This window comes from Mucilaginibacter sp. 22184, assembly GCF_052045695.1.
Lineage (GTDB): Bacteria > Bacteroidota > Bacteroidia > Sphingobacteriales > Sphingobacteriaceae > Mucilaginibacter.
This window is the reverse complement of the sequence record NZ_JBQEPI010000008.1, coordinates 399,813-413,816: the sequence shown is the minus strand read 5'-3', so window position 1 is coordinate 413,816 and position 14,004 is coordinate 399,813. Positions and strand designations below refer to the sequence as shown.

The following is a 14,004-nucleotide window of genomic DNA, read 5'->3' as shown; positions in this document are numbered from 1 at the left end:
TCCCAGGCTGGTTAAGGAGGCCGAGACATTAATAAAACTTGGTTACCACGTTAAGGTGATCTGCTGCTTTTACCAGGAGTGGGCGCGGGAGTTTGATCAGGATATCATCAACAGAAACAAAGGAATGTATATCTATTGCGGTGGCGATCCCGTACATGAAAAACTAAGCTATTACCAAACACGTTTGCGGCAAAAAACAAGCCTGCATCTTTTTAATTATACCAAAACTTTGGACATCCCGGAAAATGCCATATCCCGAACACATGCGGAGGCACTGTCTGTCGCCAGATCTATCAAAACTGATCTGTACATAGCGCACAATCTCGGGGCATTGCCGGCGGCCGTTTTGGCAGCAAAATATAACGGTGCAAAAGTTGGGTATGACGCCGAGGATATGCACTCTGGCCAGTTTAAAACCAGGGAAGAAAAAGGCTATCTGCTGAATAAGTTTATTGAAGAAAAATATTTCCCGCAGACAGACTATTTTACCGCGGCAAGTCCGCTTATTGCGCAGTATTACAAACAAACTTACCCTTATCTGGATCCCGTGGTGATCAATAATGTTTTCCCCAGGACCGATCTTCCGGCGAGGCCAAACACTGATGCGACACTGCCTTTGAAACTTTTCTGGTTTTCACAAACTGTAGGGCCCGAGCGAGGGATAGAAAATATCATTGAGGCGATGGCGCTAACCGCCCAACCAACCGAATTACATTTACTGGGCAATTGTTCTGATAACGATAAGATAATGATCACGGAGCTGGCAAAATACAATCGCCTTGATACCGGTCGGATCCATTTTCATCAGCCTATTGCGCCGGATGAGCTTTTTAAATTCACGGCGCAGTTTGATATCGGCATGGCCACCGAAACAGCACCGAACCTGAACAGGGATATTTGCCTTACCAATAAAATTTTTACCTATATACAGGCAGGTTTGGCCATTATTGCCAGCGATACCCAGGCCCAGCGCCTTTTTATGGAGCAGTACCCAAGCACAGGATGCCTTTATCAAAAAAACGATGCCGCCTCCCTGGCCAACTGTCTGTTGGGCTATGCCGAAAACCCGGAAAGCTTAACGGAAACAAAGAAAATGAACTATCAATTGGGGCAAACGGAGTTGAACTGGGAAAATGAAAGTGTGATATTTCAAAACGTAGTAGAATTAGTATCAAGTAGCTAGTATCAAGTATCACGACTTTTAGAAAATGACTGTTACATATCACAAAACATCTTGATACTTGATACTAGCTACTTGATACTAAATTGAAAAACCTCCTCATCATATCACCCTATTTTCCACCGGTAAACGCAGCGGATATGCAGCGGGTGCGGATGAGTTTGCCTTATTTTGCCGCTCATGGATGGAACGTAGAAGTGGTGATGGTGGATGAGCAATATGTTGATATGGCTATCGATCCTTTGCTGCTGCAAAGTATCCCCGGCAATATCAAGATCCACAAAGTGAAAGCGTTTCATAAACGGTGGACATCCAAATTGGGGTTAGGGAGCATCGCTTTACGGTCGCTTTGGTTTTATCGCCGTAAAGTTAACCGGCTTTTAAGGGATAGGAAATTTGACCTTATCTATTTTTCAACCACGCAGTTCCCGGTTTGCATTTTAGGCGCTTATTGGAAAAAAAGATTTGGTATCCCCTACGTTATTGATATGCAGGATCCATGGCATTCTGATTATTACCGGGATAAACCCCGGGCGGAGCAGCCACCCAAATACTGGTTCTCGTACCGTTTAAATAAATATCTGGAACCCATCGCCATTAAAAACGCCGATGGTTTGATCAGTGTTTCAGAAGGCTATATCGATGATCTGAAAAATAGGTATCCGGTAATAAAAAACAGACCATTGGCAGTGATCACCTTTGGTGCTTTTGAACCGGATATGTACATCGCTCGTGAAAATCAAGCAAAATTTACAAGCCTGTTAGATGATCGCTTTATTAATGTTGTTTATGTTGGTCGTGGCGGCACAGATATGTACAGAGCCATTGCACCCGTATTTGAGGCGCTACAAAAAGGGTTAGGCAATCTCGAAAACGACTTTTTTACCCGGTTGAAGTTTTATTTTATCGGTACCAGCTATGCCCCTGCAGGGCAGGGCAAACCAACCATACTGCCTCTTGCCCAACAATATGGAACAGCCGATCATGTGGTTGAAATAACCGATCGGATCAGTTATTATCATACGTTGCTTACCTTGCAACAGGCAAACGCGGTTTTTATTCCGGGTTCGGATGATCCGCAATACACGGCTTCAAAAATTTACCCGTACCTGCTTACGCAAAAACCCTTGCTGGCAGTTTTCAATAAAAAAAGTTCAGCAATATCAATACTCAGGGAGTATGGCGTAAAGCACGTTTATGATTATGAAAGTGTAACAGCAGCAGCTATCAATAGCTTTTTTTCACAGTTAGCGCATGGCGATCCAGAACCGCCTGTCTACAACCAGGAAGCCATCAGCAAATATTCGGCACAACAGATGACGGTGAATCAGTGCCGACTTTTTAATCAGGTTTTAAACAGAGAGTCAGGAATTGAGAATCAGGAATCAAGACAGAAAAAAAATTGACTCATGATAGAAGCTCTCTTGGTTCTTAATTCTCAACTCTTGCCTCTTAACAAACTATGCGCTTAGCCATTATAACTACCCACCCGGTACAATATTACGCCCCGGTTTTTAAATTGCTGGCCGAAAGCCCGGGTATGGAGGTCAGGGTGTTTTATACCTGGGGCGAAAAAGCTATGGAAAAGTTTGATCCCGGGTTCGGCCAAAAAGTCGATTGGGATATCCCGTTATTACAGGGGTATGATTTTGAATGGGTAAGCAACACGGCATCAGATCCGGGCTCGCATCACCGCAATGGTATTGTCAATCCGGGATTGATCGATCAGATCAATCAATGGCAGCCCGATGCCTTACTGGTATATGGCTGGGCTTATCACAGTCACTTAAAAGCTATTCGTTATTACCATCATAAACTACCCATATATTTCAGGGGCGACTCTACCCTGCTCGATATAAAACCCGGCATCCGTGCGTTTCTAAGATCCATTTTCTTAAAATGGGTTTATCGCTATATCGATCATGCTTTTTATGTGGGCGCCAATAATAAAACCTATTTTAAAAAATATGGATTGACAGACCAACAGCTAACCTTTGCCCCGCACTCGATAGATAACGGAAGATTTGGCATCGACAGACATAAAGAAGCTTTAAGCCTACGGCAAAAGTTGGGCATCCCAGAAGATGATACCCTGGTACTTTTCGCGGGTAAATTTGAAGACAAAAAGTCACCACAATTATTGATCGATGCTTTTCTGGCATTAAATAAACCAACCGTACACTTATTATTGGTAGGGGGTGGTATTTTGGAAATACCTTTAAAAACAAGGGCCAGCATCAACAGGCGTATCCACTTTATGGATTTTCAAAATCAATCCTATATGCCTGCAATTTATCAGGCTGCCGATCTTTTTTGCCTGCCATCCAAAGGTCCGGGTGAAACCTGGGGCCTCGCCGTTAATGAAGCCATGGCTGCCGGAGTGCCCGTGTTAGTATCTAACAAAGTGGGGTGCGCGGCCGATCTGATCACTCCGGAAATTACTGGTGATATTTTTGATCCGGAAAATTTATCTGATATTACCCAAAAACTCGGCGCACTTTTGAAAGACAAATCCCGGTTGAAAACTTTAGGAGCCAATGCCCAAATTAAAATAGGCGACTGGAATTTCGACAAACAAGTAGCCGCCATTGTAAATACACTAAAGCACAACCATGCGAACTAATCAGGCTCCGTTGGAGCGGTTTATCGTATTATTTTTACCCTGGGGACTCTCCTTTTTATTAAAAGGCGATCCGGTGCTTTCCTATCTTATCGCCTGGCTGGGTTCGTTCCTGATATTCTGGCTCACATTAAGCGGTTGGGTAAAACCCCTCCCAGCCGACAGAAGCATAGCAGGCCAGTTAATGCGCCCCATCTTTTTAGTGCAGATCATTTTTGCCGGATACATGGCCTGTACTTCCATTTTTTATTTTATGGATGTAATGGGTTATGAGAACTTTGTAAAACCAGGCTATATTCTGGTTGATCATGAAAAGCTGCTGCTCACCGCGCAATGCCAGCGCTATTATTGCCTGGGCCATGCCGCTATGGTTTTAGGTATACTGGTATTTATGCAGTATCCTGTTAAAAAAATTTACCAGGTAGATACGCAAAAGCTGGCCAATTTGCTCATGTTATTTGCTGTTGTCAGTTTCCCGGTATCTATTTTGTTTTTAAAAGTGCCGGGCTTGTCGCAATTCTATAATCAGTTTAACTCGCTTAGCTTTATCGCGGGCACGCTGGCGCTGGCATTTGCCATTCCGCTAAAAAAAGTAGGCAACACCCTTATTTGTCTTGGTTTTTATTGTTTTAACTTTTATCAATCGCTCCTATCTGGGTTTAAAGAACCGATTATTATAAGCGTAATGGTGCTAGGAATATTTTTGTACTCAAGTTATAAAAAAGCAGTCACCTTTACTTTTATCCCTTTACTGCTGTTGCTATTTATTCTTTTACCTACTTATAACCGTGTTTTCAGGCAAAATGCATGGTCGGGTAACAGCAACGCCACCGAAGCCAGTCAGCTGGCATTGGATGCTACCCTAAACAGCGATCCGGATGATGATGACTCCAACTGGTCGTTTTTGGTAAACCGCTTAAGCGAAATAGATATGTTTACACATTTTGTACAATCAACCCCTAAACAGGTTGATTATTATGGTTTAACGCTGCTTAAACAATCGGGAACCGCCATCATCCCCCGTATATTCTGGCCTACAAAACCCATTACCGAAGAAATGATCATGGAACGCGTTTACAACGCCGGGGTTATTAACCGTTTCTCCAATGTATCGGCAAAACCCGCGTTTATAGTCGACGCTTATCTTTCGGGCGGAGCTTTGGGTATCATTTTATGTTTGTTTGTCTACGGGGCCGTTGCTCAGCTCATCGCTTTACAGGCCGAAAAGCTTTTTGGAGGCTATATCCTGGGTACCGCGCTTATTTTCAGCGGCCTATTCCAGATCATGTGGCGCGGGCTTAGTTTTGAGTTTTTGATCAACAGCGTTTTCTGGAGTTATATTACCATGCTCATCATTCATAAAATACTTACGGCAACCCATATCCTGCAAAAGGCTTGAAAATTTTACAGATCTCGGCTTCATACAAACCCGCGCTTATTTACGGCGGCCCCACCATGTCGGTATCCATGTTATGCCAACAACTGGTTACAGCAGGCTTCGACATCATGGTATATACCACAACCGCTAACGGAACCCTTGAGTTGCCGGTAGCGCCCAATAAAGCGGTAACTGTAGATGGTGTTACAGTTATCTATTTTAAGCGGATCACTAAAGATCATACCCATTTTTCACCGGCCTTGTTAAAATCCGTTTGGCAAAATGTTAAACAATATGATGTGGTGCACATCCAGGCCTGGTGGAATTTGGTTTCGGTTTTGTCCTGTCTCATAGCTGTGTGGCGCAGGGTGCCCGTTGTGATCTCGGCCAGGGGAACATTAAGCCCTTATTCCTTTCAAAACAAAAACAAGGGCATTAAAAAAACCATTCATCATCTGTTTACCAAACCACTGTTCAAACGCTCGTACTGTCATGTAACTACCCAGAGAGAACAGGAAGCGATGCTGAGCCTGGTTCGGCCCAAAAGTATTTTTAATATTGCCAACCTGGTTAAGCTACCTTTGATCAATCGTGCTACTGATAGCAACCATCAGGGATCCGTATTCAAATTAATTTTCCTTTCGCGGATAGAAGAAAAAAAAGGATTGGATATATTGATCAACGCCTTACCTTATTTAACCTTCCCCTTTACATTAACCATAGCCGGTGATGGCGACAGCAGATATATAGCTGAATTGAAAAAATTGGCCAAAAGCAATGGTCACGAGCAAAGCATAAACTGGCTGGGCTTTCAAAACGAAAACAAGTTTGAGCTTTTAAAAGGAAACAATTTGCTGGTATTACCCTCTTACGATGAAAATTTTGGAAACGTGGTTATTGAGAGCTTAAGCCAGGGAACAGCCGTTTTGTTAAGCGAATTTGTAGGGCTATCAACATATGTAGTTGAAAAAAGCCTGGGCTGGCAATGTGAACCTAACAGCCGCGCGTTTGCCAGGCAGTTGAATCTGATCAACAGGCAACGGGCTGAGTTAACCCGTATCCGGGCAGCGGCCCCATCAATAATTGCAGCCGATTTTGATAAAAACAACCTGATCAACCAATACCTGAACATGTATACCAACATCATTAACCATGGCCGATTATAACGACTATGGCTATCATCACGACCAACCAACGCATAACTTAAGCTATCAGATCCACGACCTGCTTGGCATGCTCGATCAATCGCGGCATCGTAACATACTTGATCTGGGATGCGGTAATGGTTACCTGGTGAACTATTTAATTGAGCAAGGCTATAATGCTTACGGAACCGACGCCTCTGCACAAGGTATAGACATTGCCAGACAAAAAAATCCGGATCGCTTTTTTGTGCAAGACCTGTCCTCGGATAATTTACCAGAGCCATTACAAAACATACCTTTTGATATCATTATCACTACCGAGGTTATTGAACATTTGTACAATCCCGAGGCGTTTATCCTGTTCTGCAAAAAACAGCTTAAAGAAGGCGGAGAGTTAGTGGTATCAACCCCATATCATGGTTATTTAAAAAACCTGGTGCTCAGTATTTTTAACAAATGGGACAGCCACATGGATCCGCTCTGGCTGGGCGGGCATATTAAATTATGGTCAAAAAAAACACTGAGCCAGGCATTGTCAAATGCCGGTTTTACCGTTACTTCGTTTAAAGGTAACGGACGCTGGCCTTATTTATGGAAATCAATGTTGATAAAAGCTAAATTGAATTGATGGTTCCGTATTCGATCATCATACTTACTTATAACGAGGACCTGCATTTACCCCGTTTACTGGAGTCGATAACTCCACTGAGCGCGCCTGTTTTTATACTGGACTCGGGCAGTACCGATCAAACCATCCAAATAGCGCAACAAGCCGGGGCGGTTATACAACAGCACCCCTTTGAAAACCATCCCAAACAATGGGACCATGCGTTAAAGAGCTTTGATATACAAACCCCCTGGGTTATTTGCTTTGATGCCGACCAGATAGTTACCCCGGAGCTAAAAGAGCTGCTCCTGAATTTTAATGATGCAGAATACCGGGATATTGACGGCATCTACTTTAACCGGAAAAATTTTTTCAAGGGCCGCTGGATAAAACATGGAGGATACTACCCTATCTATCTGCTCAAAATGTTCAGGTATAAGGTTGGGTACTCCGACCTGAATGAGGGGATGGACCACCGTTTCATCGTTCCGGGCAAAACCACAGTTTGGAAAAGCGGCCATATTTTAGAGGAAAATCTGAAAGAAAACAATATCAGCTTTTGGATAGATAAACATAACCGTTACAGTGACCTGGCGGCGCGCGAAGAGGTAGAACGCATGCAAAACCTCAGGCATCAAACCATTAAACCAAACCTGTTGGGCTCGCCCGATGAACGTACCGCCTGGCTTAAGCGCTTATGGTGGCAATTACCAAGATATTTACGCCCATGGTTGTACTTTGGTTACCGCATGACTTTTCAGTTGGGGGTACTGGACGGGCGTACGGGTATCATATTTCATTTTTTACAGGGATTCTGGTTCCGGCTTATTATTGATGTAAAAATTGATGAAATACTTAGCTCCAATAAAAAAAGGTCCGCCGGTGATCAGATCTCCCCTATAAAATTCGCTTTAAAGTTTATCATCCTATTTCTGTTATTTTATTATTTCAATATCCTGTTCCTGGGTTTAACCAGTCATGGCAATCATTATAATGCTTTTTTAGCCACATATTTAAATTACATACAGGCTTTGCGCTCCCTTTTACTATCGGGCAGTGCCTTTGTACTTAGGGTAATGGGGTTTGATGTGATTTATAATCAACTTGATCTGTTAGTAGCAGGCAAAGGCTCTATCCGCTTAGCCTATGATTGCCTGGGGCTGGGGGTAATGAGCTTTTTTTCGGCCTTTGTGATCGCTTATCCCAAACAGTTAAAATCCAAACTCCTGTTTTTGATCCTGGGATTATTTGGTATCCAGTTTTTAAACATTATCAGGTTTGTGCTGTTAGCCTTGTTTTGGAGTAAAAAAACAAACGGGATATTTGATCATCATACTATTTTTAATATTGTTATCTATTTATTGATTTTGATCAGTCTTTACTTTTGGGTAAAAAGAGAGCCAAGAGTTAAGAATCAAGAGTCAAGAACCAGGAGTTAAGGGTCAAGATAAAGGCGAAACAAATGATCTAAAAAAACTTATTCCTTTATTGAAATTATAAACAAGTGCAAGGTACTTTTTCTTGACTCTTGATTCTTAACTCTCTTATCAAAACGTATGCATAAAACCGACCTGTCTACTTATAACAATTCGCCTTTTCATCCGGGTGGCAATGCTGTAAAAAGGTTATTATGGTTTTATGTGAATGCACTATTCTTTAAAACCAGCCTGGTGCCCATCAATGGGTTCAAGGTGTTTCTGCTACGGCTATTTGGCGCGAAGGTGGGCAAAAATGTAACCATTAAACCATGTGTTAATATCAAATATCCCTGGCACCTGCGTGTTGGTGATCAAAGCTGGATAGGCGAAAAGGTATGGATAGATAATCTTGTCGGCGTCAGCATCGGCAGCCACGCATGCCTTTCGCAGGGGGTGGTGTTGCTCACCGGCAGTCACGATTATAAAAAAACAAGTTTTAACCTGATAACCAAACCACTTATTATAGAAGATGGAGCCTGGATAGGTGCCGGCGCCATAGTAAACCTGGGGATAACCGTTGCCAGCCATGCCGTACTAACCAGCGGCTCCGTAGCTACCCAAAACCTCGATGCCTACAGCGTTTACCAGGGTAATCCAGCCGTCAAGATCCGCGACCGTATTATTACACATCAAACCTAAGCTCATTTATGTCAGTGCAAAAGTCTCACATCCACCAAATTATTTTAGCTGCCCTGGGTATCCTGGTACTTATCCTGGGTATCATGATATACCTGTATCCCACGTCTATTTTTCCGGATTCCTGTTGGGGTTTCCAGGTGCTGCGCGCCATGCAAATGGGTGGCGGCTTTAACATGGCCATAAAACCCGATCCGGCCGATGTAGCTAAAAACTCCGCCGAGTTTTTGGCTTGGTGGTCACCGGGTCAATATCTTTTTCCTTACGTTTTTAAATTGCTTTTAGGCATCAATACCGGTAAGGCTGCCGCGGTTACTGTTATCTTGTTCAGCCTGTCGGGTTTGGCTGGCTTTTACCTGCTTTTTAAAAAAGTGGGATTTACACCGCTTGTGGCGGCTGTAAGTGTATTGGTTATTGCTTGCCAGCAAGCCTTTATAGTACCCTATATTTTTTATAATGGCGGCGAGATCCTGCTTTTCGGCTTCGCCGGATGGTTTCTGTATGGTTGCGCGGCTATTGATAAACCAGGATGGAAAATAGTTGTATTCCTGATACTTTCGGGCTGGATTGGCTTTTGCTGCAAATCATCGTTTTTATGGGTATACGGAGCAGGCTGCGTTTATTTATGGATCACCTTATCCTCCGGTCAAACCAGTTTTTGGGGGTGGGTAAAAAAAGGGTTCTGGATAGGTATACCAGCTGTGCTGTCATTGGTTACAATATACAAGTTTTACCTATCCAAAGGCGGTACACCCGCCTCGGGTGCCGGTGGCATCAAACTGGCCTGGGAAACCTTCAGCTTCCCACTAGCCTCACCTATATTGGCCGGTTTTTCTGTTGATGATATCGTGGGCGGCTTGATATATCATGATGATGCACCTTTGCTAAGCCATTTTTGGTCGGTATTCACTGTGGTATTGACTGCGATATTAAGTGTTTTGTTGGTTATACGGATAGTGCGTAAAGTGCCGGATAAAAAATACGCCTTAATGCTTATGGTTTTTTATGCCGTTGCCACATTGTTTTTTGGCTATAACTTTTTAAAACAAGCGTACATATCTTACGAAGCCAGGCACCTGCGCTTAATTGGCCTGTTAATTATACCGGGTGTGGTTTATTTAGTAGGCCAGAGCAGTATATTTTACAAGGCTGCATTTGGTTTTCTTTGTATGATGATCGCCTTTTTTAGCTTTACCTATTTTGTACCGGGCTACCTGCAAAACAAAAACGTAAATGCCAGGGGTACATCGGGGTTGGCCCAAATGTTTATTGATCAGCCATCACTGAACTACATTACGGATCTCGACAAAAAGAACAACAACGCCATTTTTGTATTTACCAGTCCTGATCTGGGGTTGGAGATCAACCATAACCGTTTTATTACTTTAAATCCTCTTGACACAGACAGCGATATTGAGGACGAGAGCTACGTGCATCGCGGCCACGCCGGACCACTATTTATCCTGCTCCCCGCAAGCTATGCAGGCAAAAGATCAGACATCATGCTCAAATGTTTCCCGGATTATACAGACTTTAAAATGGATATGTTGAGTAAGGATTATGTGCTGTATTCAGCGAAGTAAAAAGAGAAGCAAGAGATAAGAGAGTCAAGAACCAAGAAATAAGAATCAGGATAAAGCGCAACTTGTGTTACACAGTAGAAAACATTTCTGATCTTGATTCTTGACTCTTAATTTCTTGGTTCTTATCTCTAAGCGCCCTTATTGATCTCTGCCCAAAGCAGGTCTTTCAGTTCGGTGAGGTTCTTTTGCGCTACAGAGGATATAAATAAAGAAGGAACGCCCTCTGGGAGTTCTTTTTTCATTTCGGCCTGCAGCTCATCATCGAGCATGTCCATTTTGGTAACGGCTAAAACACGGGGTTTATGCATCAGCTCGGCGTTGTATTGCTGCAGCTCATTCAGTAATATTTCGTATTCTTCTTTAATGGTGCGGTTAGTATCGGCAGGTACCATAAACAACAGCACCGAGTTACGTTCGATATGCCTCAGGAACCTAAAACCTAAACCTTTGCCTTGTGATGCCCCTTCAATAATTCCTGGGATATCGGCCATTACAAAGGAGCGGTTATTACGGTACGATACGATGCCCAGGTTGGGCACCAGGGTAGTAAAGGCATAGTCGGCAATTTCGGGCTTGGCGGCAGACACTACCGAAAGCAGGGTTGATTTACCTGCATTAGGGAAACCTACTAAACCTACATCGGCCAGTATTTTCAGTTCCAGGATATTCCACTCTTCCCTGCCATCTTCACCGGGTTGGGCAAAGCGGGGGGTTTGCTGAGTAGCGGTTTTAAAGTGCCAGTTGCCTAAACCACCGCGACCACCGGGTGTTAATATTTTTGTTTCGCCATCCTGGGTTATCTCAAAGATGACCTCACCCGTTTCGGCATTTTTTACGGTTGTGCCCAGGGGTACTTCCAGTATCTCGTCGCGCCCGGTTTTGCCGGTACGTAGGGAGCTGCCGCCCGAATCGCCGTCGCCGGCTATGACGTGTTTACGATATTTGAGGTGCAGCATTGTCCACAACTGGGCATTGCCTTTGATGATCACGTGACCACCACGACCGCCATCGCCACCATCCGGGCCCCCTTTGGATGTTAATATATCACGGTGTAAATGAGCAGAGCCCGCCCCTCCGTGGCCAGAGCGGCAACAGATTTTCACATAATCAACAAAATTGGAACCCTGCGACATTGTATTTTAATTTTTAGCCGGGAAGTCTGAAAGTCAGTAAAGTCCGAAAGGTTAAGAATTTTGACTTTCTCAACTTCCGGACTTTACTGACTTACCCGACTTGCGGACTGTCTTTTTACTTAATATTGTTCGATAACGGCATCAATCGCGCCATATATCTGGTCAATTGAACCTATACCGTTTATGCTGGTAAACTTGTGCTGGTTTTTATAAAAATTAGCAACCGGCGCTGTTTTATCGTTATACTCTTTGATGCGTTTACGGATAACTTCGGGGTTGGCGTCATCAGCACGACCTGAATCTTTACCACGCAATAAAAGGCGGTGCTCCAGCTCGTCGTCATTTACTTCAAGTGCTATCATGCCAGATATGGCAGATTCTTTTGAACTTAGCAACTCATCTAATGCTTCGGCCTGCGCTACGGTACGCGGAAAGCCATCAAATATAAATCCCTCGGCATCCTTATTGGCATCCAGCTTATTGCTGATCATGCCTATAACTACCTCGTCCGGAACCAGCATCCCCTCATCCATCAGTTTCTTTGCCTCTAAACCAAGCTTTGTTCCTTGTGCAATTTCGCCGCGTAGAAGGTCGCCTGTTGAAAGGTGTATCAAACCGTGTTTTTCAATAAGCTTTTGCGACTGAGTCCCTTTCCCTGCTCCGGGAGGACCAAACAATACCAGATTTAGCATGCTCTATATAAATTAAAAGCCTTTCGGTACAACACAGAAAGGCTTAACGTTTAGTGCACTCGAAGGGAGTCGAACCCCTAACCTTCTGATCCGTAGTCAGATGCTCTATCCAATTGAGCTACGAGTGCCTTTTGAAACGGACTGCAAAAATAGAACTTTTAGCTATCCGTTGCAAACTTTTTTAAAATATCTTTCTGATTTATTTTTTTTGACCCGCCAAATAGCTGATCTGCTGCCTGCTACCTACTTTACTATTTCGGCAATAGCTGCAAAATTGGGCAGCTGACCAGCATCTTCCAACACTTCGGCATAGATAATATTCTGATCTTCGTCGATTACAAAGGCCGAGCGTTTGGATACGCCTTTCAGGCCCAGTGCAAATTCTTCGTACAAAGCGCCATAAGCGGATGATACCTCTTTATTAAAGTCAGACAAAAGATCAAACTGGTAATTGTTCTCAGCCTTGAATTTACCCAGGGTAAAAGGCGAATCGACAGATATGCCCAATACCACGGCGTTCAATCCGTCGTAATAGCCAAAATTATCGCGCATGGTACACAGCTGAGTGGTACATACTCCGGTAAAAGCTAAAGGAAAGAAATGAAGGACTACTTTTTTGCCTTTAAAATCAGATAATGATACCGCGTCTACATTGGTTGAAAACAGGGTAAATTGAGGTGCCGCCTGGCCTGCTTGTAATGTCATAGTTAATTGTTTTACTACAAATAAATAAAAAATACCCGCTTTATTCGTAATCGGATAGTAATTAATTCGTTTAATATAATTTTGAGCTATGAAATATACATTGTTTGCATTATTCCTGCTTTTATCCGATTTAGTCAAAGCGCAAACCAGGCCTTTCCACGTCAGTACGCGACACTTAACAGGCAATGTATATGTATATATTTCCTATGGTTTGCCCGATGACAAGACACCATTCCCGGCCAACGGTTTGTATATAGTAACACCAGCAGGCATCGTATTGATTGATACCCCCTGGGACGAAGACCAGACCCGGCAGCTGATAGATACCATCCAACAACGCTATCATCAAAAAATAGCGCTTTGCATATCCACTCATTTCCACACCGACCGTACCGCTGGCCTCGATGTATTAAGAAAGAGTGGCACCAAAACCTACACCAACGTATTAACTAAACAGCTGGCCAAACAACACAATGACAAGCAGCCTGAGTTTACCTTTACTAAAGACACCGTTTTTACTATTGGAGGCGTAAAAGTGCAAACCTATTTCCCGGGCGAGGGTCATACCAAAGACAACATTGTAATATGGCTACCCCAAACCAAAGTACTATTTGGTGGCTGCCTCATCAAAAGCATGGATACCAACGAAAAGGGCTACACCGCCGATGGTAATATTGCTGAATGGCCTTTATCAGTAGCCCGTTTAAAAAATAAATTCAGAGGTGTTAAATATGTTATCCCTGGTCACCAGGGCTGGCAAGGTGGTATGCAGATGCTCGATCATACTATTGACATAGCGAAGCAAAAGCAGGCTTGGTTTTTATAGCTATCTAATAGTTTTTTAAAA

The 14,004-nt window shown here is 43.4% G+C and carries 13 protein-coding genes and 1 tRNA gene; 10 read left to right on the top strand and 4 right to left on the bottom strand.

Annotation, left to right across the window (positions count from 1 at the left end; genetic code table 11):
- Positions 1-55: 55 nt before the first annotated feature.
- The 9 genes from ACTJKG_RS19745 (at position 56) to ACTJKG_RS19705 (ending at position 10,627) form a co-directional block, all read left to right on the top strand.
- Positions 56-1,183 (top strand): glycosyltransferase, encoded by a 1,128-nt coding sequence (locus tag ACTJKG_RS19745; protein ID WP_440740206.1) that lies wholly within the window; start codon positions 56-58, stop codon positions 1,181-1,183.
- A gap of 83 nt (positions 1,184-1,266) precedes the next feature.
- Positions 1,267-2,586, top strand: a complete 1,320-nt coding sequence (locus tag ACTJKG_RS19740) for a glycosyltransferase (protein ID WP_440740205.1) — start codon at positions 1,267-1,269, stop codon at positions 2,584-2,586.
- Positions 2,587-2,642: 56 nt separating this feature from the next.
- Positions 2,643-3,803, top strand: coding sequence for a glycosyltransferase family 4 protein (locus tag ACTJKG_RS19735; protein WP_440740204.1), 1,161 nt, complete (start codon positions 2,643-2,645; stop codon positions 3,801-3,803).
- Positions 3,793-5,199 carry an exosortase Y-associated Wzy-like protein gene (locus ACTJKG_RS19730; protein WP_440740203.1) on the top strand — a complete coding sequence of 469 codons (1,407 nt, stop codon included), beginning with the start codon at positions 3,793-3,795 and terminating at the stop codon, positions 5,197-5,199. Before ACTJKG_RS19735 ends, ACTJKG_RS19730 begins: the two co-directional genes overlap by 11 nt.
- Positions 5,196-6,344 carry an XrtY-associated glycosyltransferase XYAG1 gene (locus ACTJKG_RS19725; RefSeq protein WP_440740202.1) on the top strand — a complete coding sequence of 383 codons (1,149 nt, stop codon included), beginning with the start codon at positions 5,196-5,198 and terminating at the stop codon, positions 6,342-6,344. Before ACTJKG_RS19730 ends, ACTJKG_RS19725 begins: the two co-directional genes overlap by 4 nt.
- A complete protein-coding gene (locus ACTJKG_RS19720) occupies positions 6,331-6,951 on the top strand; it encodes a class I SAM-dependent methyltransferase (protein ID WP_172338055.1) in 621 nt (206 codons plus the stop codon). The genes ACTJKG_RS19725 and ACTJKG_RS19720 overlap by 14 nt, the downstream gene beginning before the upstream one ends.
- On the top strand, positions 6,951-8,369 hold the full coding sequence (xrtY, locus tag ACTJKG_RS19715) for an exosortase Y (RefSeq protein ID WP_440740201.1): 1,419 nt from the start codon (positions 6,951-6,953) through the stop codon (positions 8,367-8,369). Before ACTJKG_RS19720 ends, xrtY begins: the two co-directional genes overlap by 1 nt.
- Before the next feature lie 117 nt (positions 8,370-8,486).
- The gene (locus ACTJKG_RS19710) at positions 8,487-9,047 is read left to right on the top strand and encodes a putative colanic acid biosynthesis acetyltransferase (RefSeq protein ID WP_172338057.1); all 561 of its coding nucleotides are present in this window, start codon (positions 8,487-8,489) and stop codon (positions 9,045-9,047) included.
- Positions 9,048-9,055: 8 nt separating this feature from the next.
- Positions 9,056-10,627, top strand: a complete 1,572-nt coding sequence (locus ACTJKG_RS19705) for a hypothetical protein (protein ID WP_440740200.1) — start codon at positions 9,056-9,058, stop codon at positions 10,625-10,627.
- A 128-nt stretch (positions 10,628-10,755) separates the two neighbouring features.
- On the opposite strand, the gene obgE is transcribed toward ACTJKG_RS19705, so the two are convergent.
- The 4 genes from obgE to ACTJKG_RS19685 all read right to left on the bottom strand — a co-directional run bounded on the left by obgE (position 10,756) and on the right by ACTJKG_RS19685 (position 13,157).
- Positions 10,756-11,760, bottom strand: coding sequence for a GTPase ObgE (gene obgE, locus ACTJKG_RS19700; RefSeq protein ID WP_172338059.1), 1,005 nt, complete (start codon positions 11,758-11,760; stop codon positions 10,756-10,758).
- A gap of 119 nt (positions 11,761-11,879) precedes the next feature.
- A complete protein-coding gene (locus ACTJKG_RS19695; RefSeq protein WP_172338060.1) occupies positions 11,880-12,452 on the bottom strand; it encodes an adenylate kinase in 573 nt (190 codons plus the stop codon).
- A 54-nt stretch (positions 12,453-12,506) separates the two neighbouring features.
- A tRNA-Arg gene (locus ACTJKG_RS19690) sits at positions 12,507-12,580 on the bottom strand.
- A gap of 115 nt (positions 12,581-12,695) precedes the next feature.
- A complete protein-coding gene (locus ACTJKG_RS19685; protein ID WP_172338061.1) occupies positions 12,696-13,157 on the bottom strand; it encodes a redoxin domain-containing protein in 462 nt (153 codons plus the stop codon).
- Positions 13,158-13,245: 88 nt separating this feature from the next.
- Here ACTJKG_RS19685 and bla point away from each other — a divergent pair, with 88 nt between their 5' ends.
- Entirely contained in the window at positions 13,246-13,983 is a 738-nt protein-coding gene (gene bla / locus ACTJKG_RS19680; RefSeq protein WP_440740199.1) for a subclass B1 metallo-beta-lactamase, read from the top strand.
- The last annotated feature ends 21 nt before the right edge of the window (positions 13,984-14,004 follow it).